General features: G+C 31.6%; 12 protein-coding genes. All 12 read left to right on the top strand.

All coding sequences use genetic code 11. From position 1 onward, the window contains the following. The first annotated feature begins 21 nt into the window (after positions 1 to 21). The 12 genes from DRF67_RS03835 to DRF67_RS03780 all read left to right on the top strand — a co-directional run bounded on the left by DRF67_RS03835 (position 22) and on the right by DRF67_RS03780 (position 14,587). Entirely contained in the window at positions 22 to 1,431 is a 1,410-nt protein-coding gene (locus DRF67_RS03835) for an oligosaccharide repeat unit polymerase (RefSeq protein ID WP_123912705.1), read from the top strand. Then, positions 1,428 to 2,510 carry a glycosyltransferase family 4 protein gene (locus tag DRF67_RS03830; protein WP_115926812.1) on the top strand — a complete coding sequence of 361 codons (1,083 nt, stop codon included), beginning with the start codon at positions 1,428 to 1,430 and terminating at the stop codon, positions 2,508 to 2,510. Before DRF67_RS03835 ends, DRF67_RS03830 begins: the two co-directional genes overlap by 4 nt. Continuing rightward, positions 2,510 to 3,595, top strand: coding sequence for a glycosyltransferase (locus tag DRF67_RS03825; RefSeq protein ID WP_115926810.1), 1,086 nt, complete (start codon positions 2,510 to 2,512; stop codon positions 3,593 to 3,595). The genes DRF67_RS03830 and DRF67_RS03825 overlap by 1 nt, the downstream gene beginning before the upstream one ends. After that, positions 3,585 to 5,141 (top strand): pectate lyase family protein, encoded by a 1,557-nt coding sequence (locus DRF67_RS03820; protein WP_115926808.1) that lies wholly within the window; start codon positions 3,585 to 3,587, stop codon positions 5,139 to 5,141. The genes DRF67_RS03825 and DRF67_RS03820 overlap by 11 nt, the downstream gene beginning before the upstream one ends. A gap of 8 nt (positions 5,142 to 5,149) precedes the next feature. Next, positions 5,150 to 6,316 carry a glycosyltransferase family 4 protein gene (locus DRF67_RS03815; protein WP_228435732.1) on the top strand — a complete coding sequence of 389 codons (1,167 nt, stop codon included), beginning with the start codon at positions 5,150 to 5,152 and terminating at the stop codon, positions 6,314 to 6,316. 2 nt (positions 6,317 to 6,318) lie between these two features. Further along, positions 6,319 to 6,924, top strand: a complete 606-nt coding sequence (locus DRF67_RS03810; protein WP_115926806.1) for a sugar transferase — start codon at positions 6,319 to 6,321, stop codon at positions 6,922 to 6,924. Positions 6,925 to 6,927: 3 nt separating this feature from the next. Beyond that, positions 6,928 to 7,569 carry an acetyltransferase gene (locus DRF67_RS03805; RefSeq protein ID WP_115926804.1) on the top strand — a complete coding sequence of 214 codons (642 nt, stop codon included), beginning with the start codon at positions 6,928 to 6,930 and terminating at the stop codon, positions 7,567 to 7,569. A gap of 11 nt (positions 7,570 to 7,580) precedes the next feature. Beyond that, positions 7,581 to 8,717 carry an aminotransferase class I/II-fold pyridoxal phosphate-dependent enzyme gene (locus DRF67_RS03800; RefSeq protein WP_115926802.1) on the top strand — a complete coding sequence of 379 codons (1,137 nt, stop codon included), beginning with the start codon at positions 7,581 to 7,583 and terminating at the stop codon, positions 8,715 to 8,717. A gap of 170 nt (positions 8,718 to 8,887) precedes the next feature. Continuing rightward, positions 8,888 to 9,427, top strand: a complete 540-nt coding sequence (locus DRF67_RS03795; protein ID WP_115927088.1) for a sugar transferase — start codon at positions 8,888 to 8,890, stop codon at positions 9,425 to 9,427. Positions 9,428 to 9,612: 185 nt separating this feature from the next. Continuing rightward, positions 9,613 to 11,964, top strand: coding sequence for a GumC family protein (locus tag DRF67_RS03790; RefSeq protein WP_115926800.1), 2,352 nt, complete (start codon positions 9,613 to 9,615; stop codon positions 11,962 to 11,964). Continuing rightward, complete coding sequence (locus tag DRF67_RS03785; protein ID WP_115926798.1) at positions 11,964 to 13,427, top strand: flippase; 1,464 nt, start codon at positions 11,964 to 11,966, stop codon at positions 13,425 to 13,427. The genes DRF67_RS03790 and DRF67_RS03785 overlap by 1 nt, the downstream gene beginning before the upstream one ends. Then, entirely contained in the window at positions 13,424 to 14,587 is a 1,164-nt protein-coding gene (locus tag DRF67_RS03780) for an EpsG family protein (RefSeq protein ID WP_115926796.1), read from the top strand. Before DRF67_RS03785 ends, DRF67_RS03780 begins: the two co-directional genes overlap by 4 nt. Positions 14,588 to 14,591 lie beyond the last annotated feature (4 nt).

The raw sequence follows: 14,591 nt of genomic DNA, 5'->3' as shown, positions 1-14,591 counted from the left end.
ATTTAATCTATAGACAATTATATGGTTTTATTACAGTTAATAATATTTTTAATACAGCTGATTATCTTTTTATCAAGTAGTCATGGAAGAATTGACTTCTTTACGGTAAGCTTTTCAGCTGGATTAACTTTTTTTAGTTTTATTATTTCTATCATTGCCAGACAAAGGACCTATTTAAGCAAATATAATCTCTCCATTATTTTATTGTTCTTTTTAATGAGTTGGATTATCTCGTTCCAGATTCCTTTAGAAGTCTCTTTAGGGAATCTAGAATTACTTAATTTCAGGTTCTTTTATAATAGTGAGGTGATCAATGAAATGGTGGCGTTTTCAGCCTTGGTTTTAGATGTATTTTTATTAGGCGTTACTGTTAATTATAGTCGACTGAAAAAAAATGCGGCCTTACCACTTATATCTCAAGATTCAGTATCGTCAGTGACTACAAAATATAGCCCTAAACCGTTGTTTATTTTGATGGCAGTATGTTTTCTGGTCTTTTTGCTAAATATTAATAAAGGATATATTGATTCCGGACATGGTACTGTAAAATTTGAAGGAATAGGGTTTTCATTTTTGGGAGTATTCCTTCGGCTATCCATTATTTACTTGTCCATAATAATCTATAATAATCAGGAAAAGATTTTAACGAGGAAAAACTCTATCAAATCCTTTTTAAAACTATTTGATAAACCATATCTTGTTTTTCTGGTAATCATTATGGTTATTTTCTTCTTAGCACATAACAGAGTTTTTGTGATTTTGACAATAACACCATTTGTATTTGCATTTTTTCTATTTGTAAGAAAAAAAATCAGTTCAATTACAGTAATACTCATATTCTTGGGAGTATCTGTTTTTGGAACTCTTTTTAAACTCTATGGAATTGAAAATATCCTTAGTAGCAGTTTAAAAATTAATGATAATTATGTAATTAGTAAGTCATACTTTCCATTTACTGCTGAGTTAGGAGGATCTGTTTACGCGCAGTCTATTCTGTACTACAAATGGTATACTACAGACTTTTCATTATATGGGGCGAGCTATTTGGTCGGTGTTATCAGAACATTTCCTGGCCTGATGAACGTTTTTAGTCTAAAACCTATAAGCTATGATACAGCAGTTATTGGTACGCTAGAATCAGGAGTTACTTATGGTGTTGGAACGACAAGTATCATGGATATTCTTATTAATTTTGGATTTATTCTGAGCTTATTTATCTTTTTTGGTATTGGGTATTTCTTTTCAAAAATGGAATCAAAAGTATATAAAAATCAGGTAAATATTTACACCTTGGTCATTTACTTTTCTATTACATCTTTCATTATGTTTATCCCGAGAGCAAGTATGAATGATGTATTGGGAGCTGTTTTATTTAATATATTTTTTGTAAAGATATATAGTTTGCTATACTTAAAAAAGATCAGATTATGAATGTAGTTTTTTTTATTCCCAGTCTCAAAAATAAAGGTGGAGTTGAAAGGGCAACAATTAGTTTGCTGAATTCAATCGTAGATTATGAAAATGTAAATGTTTTTTTGGTGGTACTGAATAAAAATGAACAAACTGATTCTTTTGAAATCTCTCCAAAGGTTAAGATGATGTCTTTGGATATAAAGAATTATAAAACACAGTATTTTACATTAATAAAAAACTTAAAAAATTTCATCAAAATAAAAGAGATTGATGTTTTTGTTTCCGTAGAGTCTATGTCTTTGCTATTTAGTTATCTGCCAATTTTTAGTTTAAAAAAACGTCCGAAATTTGTAGTTTGGGAACATTTTAATTTTAAAAATAATAATGGGAAAAAACTTCGGGACTATTTCAGGAAAATAGCGGCCAGAAAAGCAGAGTTAATTGTAACATTGACGGAGAGAGATGTGGCTATGTGGAATCAGAATCTGAAACCTAAATCTCACGTAACTTATATCTATAACATAAGCCCGTTTCAAGATCATATTGCTCGTTACGATGAAACTTCCAGGACTGCGATAACAATTGGTCGTTATGTGCCTGTAAAAGGTTTTGACCGCCTCATTAAGGCATGGAGTATTTTTGATAAAAAATATAATGTACAAGACTGGAAGTTAAATATTGTAGGCTATGGAGAAGAAAAAGAAAAATTACAACAGCAGATTGAGTCTGAAAATTGTAAATCAATATTTTTAATTGATGGAAGTAAGAGCGTTGCTGATCAATATCAGCAGGCTAGTTTTTATTGTATGAGCTCTTACTTTGAAGGGCTGCCAATGGTTCTTATTGAAGCTCAAAACTTCGGTTTGCCATCCATTGCGTTCGATATTTATTCAGGGCCATCTGAAATTCTGGGCTGTGGATCAGGAATATTGATAGAAGATGCTAATTTAGAATCTTATGCAGACGGGATCTATGACCTTGTCACTAAAGAAGAACTGAGGATAAAAATGTCCGGAATAGCAATACAGAATAAATCTCGTTTTGACGGGAAAACGATAGCAGAGAATTGGATTAAGAATTTTCAGAAATTATTGTAATGAAAGTTTTACATGTCATCACATCATTAAAAACAGGGGGAGCAGAACGATTAGTAACGGACAGTATTCCTCTTTATCAAGCTAAAGGAATTGACACAGATGTTGTCATATTACAAGACGAAAAGACTTCGTTCCGGAATGAACTTGAAAAAAAGACATCAGGCAAGCTTGTGTTTTTAACGAAGGGTTCTGTGTATAATCCCTTGCTGATTTTTAGGTTAATTCCTTTACTTAAGCAATACGATGTGGTACATGCTCATTTGTTTCCTGTATTATATTGGGTAGTTTTAGCCAAGTGGCTGGGCCGGAGCGATACACCTATTATTTACACTGAACACAGTACGAACAATGGACGTAGAAATAATCCGTTCCTTAAATATATTGAAAGATTTATATACAGTAAGCTTAGTGCGATCGGATGCATTTCTAAAGGGACAAAAGATGAACTTTTAAATCATCTTAACAAAGACTTAAATGTCAGAAAAATCAATAACGGTATTGATCTGTTAAGGTTCAAAAATGTTTCAGCTATGGATAGGGAACAATATATTGATTTTGAAAAAGATGCAAAAATATTAATACAAGTATCAAGTTTCAGGGAACAAAAAGACCAGAAAACATTGATTACAGCACTTATCAATCTCCCATATCCTATTAAATTACTTCTTGTTGGAGACGGTCCCCTAAAAAATGAACTTATAGACTATACGCAAAAGTTAAAATTAGAAAACAGAGTAATATTCCTGGGAAACCGTGAAGATATACCGGAATTGTTGAAGATATCCGATATTGTAATACTGTCGTCAAAAGTAGAAGGATTTGGTTTGGCAATTGTTGAGGGAATGGCGGCCGGCAAACCTGTGATTGCAAGCAATATAATAGGTGTTTCTGAAATTGTTGATAACTATGGTCTGCTATTTGAACAAGGAAATGTAAAGGATCTGTCAGATAAAATAATGTTATTATATAATTCTGATACCTATTATAATGAAATAAAAGATAGGTGTATAATAAGGGCATCTGACTTTTCCATAGAAAAAATGGTCGATAGTTATATAGAAATATATAGAAATTATGAAAAATAAAATACCATTAGCGATAGGTTTTATAATAATTTTAGTGTCTTTTTTCGTACTAGGCAGAAATTATTTAAATAAAAGTAAGAAAAATAATCATCGTGAAGCGTATGCAGTATTGAGCAATGCAGGTTCAGAGGTGAAGAATGATTTTGTAGAGCCGTTTGAAAAAAAACAGGGCAAAACAGAAACAGAGAAACGAAAAATCAACCCAGAACTAAATGAGGATGTAGTGAGAGTATCAGACTTTGGTGCAATTGGTAATGGAGTAGTAGATGATGCACCCGCGATAAGAAAAGCTGTATTATATGCCCGGGATAAGAAAATCGGTAAAGTAATCTTTGATAATAAAACTTATTTATTGAATTCCAGTGTAAATACCATTTTTATCCCGATTTATTCTAATATTGAATATGTTGGCGATGTGAATACAAAACTTCTTCAGGGGAAAAATATGTTAAAAGATCAGGATACAAAAGTTTTTTTCAGTGAATCTTTTGTTGAAAACGTCAAATTTAAAAACCTAACAATAGATTTGAACGGGGTAAATAATACAGGAAGTTTTGTTGTTAAAAGAATGAATATTGCCATTGGAGCAAAAAAAGCTAAAAACATAAATATTCATCATGTTAAGTTTCTGAATAATGCAGGAAGACAGACGGTTATGGTTGGAGCAAACAAGACTCCAAAAGAGTCAGCAAACGTTACAATCACCAATTGTGAATTCAGAAATGTTGGTAATGCTGTAAAAGGGAACAATATGCAGACCGATCATAGTTGTATTTATGTTGTGGCCAATGGTTTAATTGTTAGAAATAATATATTTTTTAATGATAATTTAAATGGAATTCTTCCTGTGAGTACCGCAATAGAATCCCATTCGGATAATTCTGTTATTGAAAATAATAAGATTTCCAATTTTAAGAATATGTTTAATATTGCAGCAGCCATATCTTCTCATATCAATTCTGTTTATCAAAATAACTATGGAAAAAATGTTGTAAGATTAGCTGAATTTTGGGTAAGGCCTGGCTTTAAGATGGACAATATTAAACTCAATAATAACGAAGTTTATCAGGATTTCCCTGTAGAAGCTGTTTCTTTATTTACGCAGGTAAAGGGAATAATTGGAAAAGTAGATATATTAAATAATAAGATTGAGTACATAGGAAGTCGTTCAAATAAATATTCATACCCCGCTATTTACAGCCATTTTGTAGAAAATTTGACGATTAAAGGGAATACTTTTAAAAAAATAACCTCTGCTGCATTTCAGAATAATTCTGGGGAAATTATGCAGAATATAAATTTTTCTGATAATCAGTTAATCGATTGTGGTAATACAAACACGAAAAAGCTAATATCAAATCAGGCTGGAATATTACTGAATGGTAATGTTGGCGGAAATCTCACTGTTGAGAATAATATTTTTAAGAATAGTGATGATACATATATCTCTCAGGCAGTGATTGTAGACAATCAATGGAAAAATGTACAAATGAAAGCCAATTCATTCCAAAATGTGAAGAAGGAGGTTACTATGAAAAAGAAATAAGAAATTCTATGCAAATCAAACTTATCCGTATCACAACAGTACCGTTGTCTTTGAAAATACTTCTTAGAGGACAGCATAAATTTATGTCGGATCATTTTAAAGTAATAGGAGTCTCTTCTGCAGGTAAAGAATTGGAAGAAGTAAAGCAAGATGAGGCAATAGATGTTGTACCTATTGAAATGTCGCGTAAGATTACTCCTCTTCAAGATATCAAATCGTTAAGGAATATGTACAAATTTCTTAAAAAAGAAAGACCTCAGATTGTTCATACCCATACCCCTAAAGCCGGTATTGTAGGAATGTTGGCGGCCAGATTAGCAGGAGTACCTCACAGATTACATACCGTAGCAGGTTTACCTTTGATGGAGGCAACAGGAGTAAAACGTAAGGTTTTGGATTTTGTGGAAAAGCTTACCTATTTGTCGGCAACAGGTGTCTATCCCAATTCAAAAGGATTATACGATTTTATTTTACAAAATAATTATACCTCCAAAGAAAAGCTCAAAGTAATTGGCCAGGGATCATCAAATGGAATTAATACCACTTTCTTTTCTCCGGATCAGGTAAATGTAGATCAAAAACAATTACTAAAAAAAGAGCTGAACATTGAAGATTCAGATTTGGTTTTCGTATTTGTCGGACGTTTAGTAGGTGATAAAGGAATCAATGAATTAGTAAAAGCATTTACAGAAATGCACCAAGAAAAGAACCTAGAGCGTAACTCCAAGTTATTGCTCGTTGGTCCTCTGGAAACTGAATTGGACCCTTTGTATCCTGAAACTTTAAGAGAGATTGAGAATAATAAAAATATAATCATTACAGGTTTCCAGAAAGATGTACGTCCTTATTTTGCGATCTCAGATGCTTTAGTTTTCCCCAGCTATAGAGAGGGGTTTCCTAATGTAGTCATGCAGGCTGGCGCCATGGGGCTTCCAAGTATTGTTTCCGATATTAATGGATGTAATGAAATTATTATAGAAGATGAAAATGGTACCATTGTTCCTGTTAAGAACGTTGAAAAATTACAAAAGGCTATGGAAAAGATATTGATTGATTCGGAATATTATAATCGTCTCAAAAAAAACGCACGTTCTATGATTCAGTCACGATATGAGCAATCAGTAATTTGGAATGCTTTATTAAATGAATATAAAACATTGCTTAAAGAAAAATAATAATGTACAGACACTTTTTTAAACGGGTCATTGATTTTATAATTGCCCTTATAGGTATCATTGTATTATCCCCAATTTTTATAATGGTAATGATAGGGCTATACTTTGCCAATCAGGGAAAGCCATTCTTCTTTCAGAAACGTCCGGGATTACATGAAAAGGTTTTTAAAATCATTAAATTTAAAACCATGAATGATAAGAAGGGTTTGGATGGAGAATTATTGCCTGATGCCGAAAGATTAACTGGAATAGGAGCATTCGTTCGTAAAACATCACTGGATGAAATTCCTCAACTGATTAATGTTCTAAGAGGGGATATGTCGCTTATTGGACCAAGACCGTTATTGGTACAATATTTACCTTTGTATAATGAACATCAGGCAAAAAGGCATGAAGTAAGACCTGGGATTACCGGTTGGGCACAGGTTAACGGAAGAAATGCCATATCATGGGAGAAAAAATTCAATTATGATGTGTGGTATGTAAATAATGTGTCCTTTTATCAGGATGTAAAAATTCTTTTTCTTACAGTAAAAAAAGTAGTTGTGAGGGAAGGTATTTCTCAGGAAGGACAAGCAACAATGGAAATGTTTAAAGGAAATAATTAAAATATGAAAAAGATTGCAATAGTTGGAGCAGGAGGCTTTGGACGTGAAGTAAAGATGCTGATTGAAAATATAAATTTAGGAGAGGCCGAGTTTGAAATTATAGGTTTTTATGATGATAAAGAGTATGAAGGTGATATCAATGGAGTACCCTATTTAGGAAAAATTGAAAAGATCAATGAGGTAGATTACCCACTAAACGTGGCAATTTCTATAGCTGATCCTGAAACCAAAAAAAGAATAGCAAAAAATATTACGAATGAAAACATTGAATTTCCCAACCTAATTCATCCATCTGCCATTATAGGAAACGATAATGTTAATATTGGAAAAGGAAATATTATTTGTGCTGGGGTTATTATTACAGTAGATATTGAAATAGAAGATTTTGTAATTCTTAATCTTTCCTGTACAGTGGGGCATGATACTAAGGTTAAAAGCTACTGCTCATTTATGCCAAGCGTAAATATATCTGGAGAAGTTCTGATTAGTGAGGGGGTATATGTGGGAACTGGAGCAAAAATTATTAATCTTTTAGAAATAGGAGAATATACAATTGTAGGTGCCGGAGCTGTTGTTGCAAAAAACCTGCCTGCAAAATGTACTGCAGTAGGAATACCTGCGAAACCAATAAAATTTCACGAATAAAATTTATACCAATGCAAGATAAAATTTGGCTTTCTTCACCTCATATGGGAGGTAATGAGTTACAGTATATTCATGAAGCATTTGATGCCAATTGGGTAGCTCCTTTAGGCCCGAATGTTGATGGGTTTGAAAAGGATTTGGAAACCTTTCTAGGGACCGATGTAAAAGTAGCAGCATTATCAGCAGGAACAGCAGCCCTGCATTTGGCTTTGATTGAATGTGGTGTTGAATATGGTGATGAAGTCATCTGTCAGTCTATGACATTTTCTGCTTCTGCCAATCCTATCGCGTACCAGGGAGCAAAACCTGTTTTTGTAGATTCTGAAATAGATACATGGAATATGTGTCCGGTAGCTTTGCAGGAAGCAATAGAAGATCGCATTTCAAAAGGAAATAAACCTAAGGCTATTATCATTGTTCATCTTTATGGTATGCCTGCCAAAATGGAGGAAATTTCTGCCATTGCAGAAAAATATAATATTCCATTGATTGAAGATGCTGCCGAAGCATTAGGTTCAAATTATAAAGGAAAAGCATGTGGTACTTTCGGACGTTTTGGGGTTCTTTCCTTCAATGGTAATAAAATAATTACAACTTCCGGAGGTGGGGCCTTGGTTTGTCATTCAGAATCAGATAAAGAGCGTACCGTATTTTTATCAACTCAGGCGAGAGATAATGCTCCTCACTATCAACATTCCCACATAGGATACAACTACAGGATGAGTAATATTTCTGCTGGAATTGGCCGCGGACAAATGGAGGTTTTGAAAGACAGAGTCAACGCCCGCAGGAAAATGCACGACTTTTATGTGGAATTATTCAGAAATATTGATGGAGTAGAAGTTTTTACCGAGCCCAATGGAGATTATTATTCCAATCACTGGCTGTCTGCTATCACTGTAGACGAAAGCGTAGTGGGTAAGAGCCGGGAAGATCTAAGAATGGCATTACTGGAAGATAATATTGAGTCCAGACCGCTTTGGAAGCCCATGCATATGCAGCCGGTCTTTGCTGATGCCCCCTATTATGGTAAGAATATTGCAGAAACATTATTTGAACGTGGATTATGTTTACCGTCTGGTTCCAATCTTAAGGAAGAGGATAAACAGAGAATACTCAAATGTATAGAGAACGTTTTTTCTAAATAATACAAATCAGCTTTATTATAATAAAGCTGATTTTTGTTTATATATCATAGAATGCAATTCTTTATGGAATTGTCTTTACTATAGCATTAATTAGCTTGTGAATCCAAACATTTTTATATATTTGCATCCATACAAATATTTTGAAAAAATACCCTCTTTGGAAAATGCTGATGGACTACACTATCGCATTTTTTGCAGTTATACTACTGTTACCCGTATTTATTGTACTTTTCATTCTTACTTCCTGGGATACAGGTTTCCCGGGAATATTCACCCAACAGCGGATTGGCCGTTACGCTAAACCGTTTACTATTTATAAATTCAGAACACTGGATATTGAGACTCATCGCAAATCATCTTTTGGACGTTGGATGAGAAAGAGCAAATTAGATGAACTTCCCCAGCTATTCAACATCTTAAAAGGAGACATGTCTTTAGTAGGTCCCAGACCTGATATTCCTGGCTATTATGATCAACTGCAGGGAGACGACCGTAACATTCTTCTTTTGAAGCCTGGACTTACCAGTGAGGCGGGCATTAAATACAGAAACGAGGAAAAGCTATTGTGTTTACAGGAAGACCCATTGCAATATAATGATGAGGTTCTTTTTCCTGATAAAGTGAAGATGAATCTGGAGTATTATAACCGACTTAGTTTAAAAAATGATATAAGGATATTGTTAAAAACTTTATCGGTTTTAAAGAAATAAATTATCCTATTAATTAGATTCCAACAAAAAATAATTAGAAAAGCATTAAAAGAAGTTAATAGAGATGTTTTAGCTTTTATTTAAATACAGGAAATAGTATAAGAATTAAACAAAATATGGATATATTTGCAGAGTTTTTTAACAAAACACATCATAAATTTTCAACATCGACATAATCCTTAAAAATGGATAAAAATTATAATACAGAGGTTAACATAAAAGATTTAGTAGCTCCATATTTTTATAAATGGAAATATTTTTTAGGTTTTATCCTTTTTATGTTTATTATAGCTATATATCTAATAAAGTCTACAGCACCAGTCTATAAAATTCAAACATCTGTGTTGATTAAAGATGCAAAAAAAATGTCCTCAGCTTCAGGTGACTTTGGAATTCTTCAATCTCTTGGCGGGTTTAGTGGGATGGGAACCAACAGCATAGAAAATGAACTGAAAATATTTGAATCGAAAACCATTGTAGAGGACGTTGTAAGAAATCATCGATTTCAAACACCAATATACACAGAGCAAAGATTTTATGATTTAGAACTTTATGGAAGTTCGAGCCCATATATCATAAATGTTGTAGAAGAAAAAGAAGTAGATTCTGAAACCTCAATTAAACCTATATATCTTAAAGTAACGGGACAGCAAATTATATTATCTTCAAAAAATTGGAAGCAGGATATTTCGACATCTTTTAATCGAATGGTAAGCCTGCCTTTCGCAAACATTATTATTAGAAAAAATCCGCTATATAAAGTTTCAAAGGATTTAAAAATGGGTGATGTTTTTTTCACTTATTCGGACTTTCAAAATACAGTCATAAATTTCCGAAAAGAATTAAAAGTTGATCTTCTAGATAAGGATGGAACTGTTATAGGGTTGTCCGTAGATTTTCAAAATAGAGATAAAGCAAAAGATTTTCTTAATGCTGTAGTACAGCAATATAATTTATATGCAGTAAATGATAAAAATATAGAGTCTAAAAAAACAAAAGATTTTATTGATGAGAGAATCAGTATTATTTCTAAAGAATTAGGAAATGTTGAAACACAAAAGGCTAATTATAAAACTAGTAATAATATCGTTGACTTAGCAACAGAAGCAAAAATTAATCTTCAGCAGAAGGAACAGGCTAAGGTTAGATCAATAGAACTGGAATCACAAATAGAACTTAATAATATCCTCAAAAACTTTCTAAACAAAAAGGAAATAGGCGAAGTTTTACCTGTGAATATTGGTGTAGATAATGAAAGCGCAGGAAAAGCAGTACAGGAGTATAATTCTATGGTTTTGAAACGAAATAAATACTTAGAAAATGCAACTCCTAATAACCCTATTGTAAAAGATTTGGATAAACAGATTTCCGGACTAAAAATCTCACTCCTAGAATCGTTACAAAAAAATAATACCTCCTTGCAGTTAGCAAAAAAAAGTGTTGATGAGCAAGTGGGAAGTTCTCAAACACTGATTGGTAAAATCCCTTCCCAAGAAAAGATTTTTAGAAATATAGAAAGGCAGCAGCAAATTAAGGAAAATTTATATTTAATACTTTTACAAAAAAGAGAAGAAGCTGCTATAACAATGGCTATTACAGCCGAAAAAGCGAGGGTGATAGATTTAGCTTATGTTGATAAAAAGCCAGTTGCCCCTAAAAAAGCAATAATAGTAGGATTAGCTTTTATTTTCGGAATTATTATTCCATTCTTATATATTTACATTTCTGAATTGTTTAATAAAAAAATTATAACCAGAAAGGACATTGAGAAGTTTTCAAATATTCCTGTAGTAGGTGAAATTCCAAGATTGCAACGTGGTGATACGGAGTTGATTACTCCAAATAACCTCTCGCCCATGGCTGAAGCTTTTAGAATATTGGTAACTAACCTTAAATATCTGCTGGGAAATAGTGGTAATTCCAAAAAAATAATGGTAACATCCTCTGTGAAGGGTGAAGGTAAAACATTTGTATCAGTAAACTTAGCTTTAGTTTTAGCATCTTCAGGAAAAAAAGTTTTAGTAATTGGTTCTGACATAAGAAACCCTCAGCTACAGAGATATAATCCAAGTATGAAAATGGCTTTTGGACTTACTGAATTCCTACATGGAGAAATTAATGATATCTCTGAAATAATTCATCCAAGCGGATTTCATATTAATTGTGATTTTATATACTCTGGTGCAATACCACCAAACCCAGCCGATTTGTTAGAAAATGGCAAATATGAAGAGCTTATTTCTCAAGTCAATATCAAATATGATTATATTATATTAGATACAGCTCCTTTAATGTTGGTTACAGACTCATTATTGATTTCTCAGCTTGCTGACGCTACTGTCTATATTACTAGATCAGAATATTCTGAAAAAGATTATATACTATTTGCAAACAATTTATTGGAAACAGGTAAGATTAAAAATGCAAGTTTTGTACTAAATGATTTGAATAAGCAAAATTTCGGATATGGTAATACATATGGGTATGGATATAATGCAGAAGCAAAAAAATGGTGGATGAAAATATTTCGTAAGTGATGAAATACATAATTCACAATAAAAATAATCTTAAACTAAATTATATACTTAATGTAGTAAGGCTTTTTTCGGCTGCTGTAGTTTATCTTGTTACAACACCATATATCAATCGTATATTAGGCGCTCATTATTTAGGTAAAGTTGAGTATGCAAATACAATCATCAACTACTTTTTACTTTTTTCCGCTTTAGGAATTCCTATGTATGGAGTAAGAGAAATAGCAAAAAATAAAGATGATGAGGGAAAAAGGGCACAGATAACTTTAGAGCTGCTAATAATATTACTGATTACAACCGCTATTTCTTATCTGGTTTTATTTCTTGTAATATTTAATATTAACTTTTTTGATGAATATAAGCCACTATTACTTATTATGGGGTGGATGATTATTCTCACGAATACGGGTTGTGAATGGTATTTTCAGGGAATTGAGAATCATCTGTATATCACTATAAGATATTTAGTCGTTAGAGTGCTCGTCATGTGTCTTATTTTTTTCATGATTAATAATGTAGATGACTATTATATTTATGCCTGGTGTCTTGTATTAGTGAGCTGTGGAGCTAATTTTTTAAATTTCTATTACCTTATTAAATTAATTAAGCGAGGAAGGAAAAAAAATAAATTTAATATTGATTTAAAAAGGCATCTTAAACCTGTTTTGACGATATTTATTGCAACCTTATCAGTGAATATTTATTTACAATTAGATTATTTGTTATTAGGATATCTTACTTCTGATGATTATGTTGGTTACTATTCAGTAGCAAATAAACTTATTAGATTTGTTATAAGTTTCTTAACTGTTATTGGAGTTGTTGCACTTCCAAGACTTACTCAGCTATACCATAATAATAAATTGGAATACAATAATCTTTTAAGGAAAACCTTTAGTTATTTATTTATAATATCTTTGCCAGCGACCATCTTTTTTTTAGTAAACGCAAAATTTATCGTAAATATTATAGGTGGCAAACAATTTTCCGAATCAATTCTAACAATGCGTATTTTATCGCCATTATGTGTTATTGTTAGTCTGGCTTATTTAATTGGTTTTTTAGTATTGTATCCTCAGAATAAAGAAAAGGTTTATACTTATGCGGTGTTTATTTCGGCTATATTAAGCTTATTACTTAGTTATTTTGCTATTACTTATTATAAACAGAACGGGGCAGCAGTTGTAGGAGTTGTTGCAGAGCTTATTGCCATATTTATTATGTACGGGTATGCAGCAAATAAAAAAATTATTCCAAAATTATTTGATAGTAATTTTTGGAAAATACTTATTGCGGGTTTTTTTATGTTTGTGATTTCATGTGCTTTTGTTTACTTTTTTGAAAATCTATGGTTTATCGGCTCTGGAGTTATTCTATCTTGTTTGGCTTATTTGGTCGCTCTTTTTCTTTTAAAAGAAAATGAAACTCGTCACTTATTTTATCTATTAAAAAATAAAATGAAATGATCTATTTGATAATTGCTATCTTTATTTTGTTTGCTGTATTTCATTTTGATATCCTAGGGAATAGTAAAGGTAAAAAATATTACATGTTCAGTTTATATGTAATATTTGTGCTTTTGTATGGTTTTAGATATAGAGTTGGCGGAGATGCTCTTTCTTATGAAGATAGTTACAGATTTATGCCTACATTTAGAGATATAGGATCTTATGGATTGTACTACAAAGATTATCTTTATGCCTTTCAGCCATTATGGCTCTTATTAATAGCAACTGCAAAGTCAATTGGAAAAGAATTTTATGTTTTCCAATTTGTGCATGCTATTATTATCAATGGATTAATTCTAACATATCTTATTAAATATTCAAACAAGCCTTTTTCAGTTTTATTCCTGCTGTTTATAACACATTATTATTTTTATCTCACAATTGAAATTGAAAGAGAAGTACTAGCTGTCGGAGTTTTCCTATTTAATATTAAAAATCTAACAAACAGAAAATGGGTAGCTTATTATATATTGGCAGCAATTTCTTTTCTCTTCCATATTTCTGCTATTATTTTATTTTTTTTTCCACTTCTTATCATCTTTAATATTACCAGAAAGAATTTAATCTTGATTGTGTTAGCATGTACTCCTCTAATTTTCTTTAAAGAGTTTTTTCTTGCTTTGTTAAAGCCTTTTTTAGTGATGGAGCTTATGGAGAAAAAGATGGAAGATTATAATGAAATAGAACTGAGTATAGCAGGTGTTATTTTTAATTATATAATGAGAGTAATACTAATTTTTCCGCTGTATTTCTATTATAACAATAAAAAATATGACGAATATAAATGGTTGTTCAATGCAGTTATTATATTTTCAGTCTTATCATTGGGACTAGTAGGGTTTGAAAGATTTTTAAATTATCTCATTATTCCTTTTACTAGTGTTTTTATTGATTTTTTATATGATACTAAATTTAAGAAAGAGAAGATATTTGCTTATAGTATGATAGCTTTATTTACCTTTTTAAATATATGTTCAGTAGTTCCGAGACGTTTAATTACAACTAATAATAAGGGGAATCCGTATTATGTACTTTTCTTTCCATATGTATCAATTTTTGATAAGAAAATAATTTATGAAAGAGAAAAATATATGTTTGATAACTGGTCCAAGAAATAACTAA

The sequence above is a fragment of the Chryseobacterium pennipullorum genome, from assembly GCF_003384725.1.
Taxonomy (GTDB): domain Bacteria; phylum Bacteroidota; class Bacteroidia; order Flavobacteriales; family Weeksellaceae; genus Chryseobacterium; species Chryseobacterium pennipullorum.
The sequence above is the reverse complement of the archived record's forward strand: the minus strand, read 5'-3'. Positions and strand labels throughout refer to the sequence as shown.

Coding starts and splice junctions, on each gene's coding strand:
- DRF67_RS03835 (WP_123912705.1), top strand. CDS start 22: ATGGTTTTATTACAGTTAATAATATTTTTAATACAGCTGATTATCTTT.
- DRF67_RS03830 (WP_115926812.1), top strand. CDS start 1,428: ATGAATGTAGTTTTTTTTATTCCCAGTCTCAAAAATAAAGGTGGAGTT.
- DRF67_RS03825 (WP_115926810.1), top strand. CDS start 2,510: ATGAAAGTTTTACATGTCATCACATCATTAAAAACAGGGGGAGCAGAA.
- DRF67_RS03820 (WP_115926808.1), top strand. CDS start 3,585: ATGAAAAATAAAATACCATTAGCGATAGGTTTTATAATAATTTTAGTG.
- DRF67_RS03815 (WP_228435732.1), top strand. CDS start 5,150: ATGCAAATCAAACTTATCCGTATCACAACAGTACCGTTGTCTTTGAAA.
- DRF67_RS03810 (WP_115926806.1), top strand. CDS start 6,319: ATGTACAGACACTTTTTTAAACGGGTCATTGATTTTATAATTGCCCTT.
- DRF67_RS03805 (WP_115926804.1), top strand. CDS start 6,928: ATGAAAAAGATTGCAATAGTTGGAGCAGGAGGCTTTGGACGTGAAGTA.
- DRF67_RS03800 (WP_115926802.1), top strand. CDS start 7,581: ATGCAAGATAAAATTTGGCTTTCTTCACCTCATATGGGAGGTAATGAG.
- DRF67_RS03795 (WP_115927088.1), top strand. CDS start 8,888: ATGGACTACACTATCGCATTTTTTGCAGTTATACTACTGTTACCCGTA.
- DRF67_RS03790 (WP_115926800.1), top strand. CDS start 9,613: ATGGATAAAAATTATAATACAGAGGTTAACATAAAAGATTTAGTAGCT.
- DRF67_RS03785 (WP_115926798.1), top strand. CDS start 11,964: ATGAAATACATAATTCACAATAAAAATAATCTTAAACTAAATTATATA.
- DRF67_RS03780 (WP_115926796.1), top strand. CDS start 13,424: ATGATCTATTTGATAATTGCTATCTTTATTTTGTTTGCTGTATTTCAT.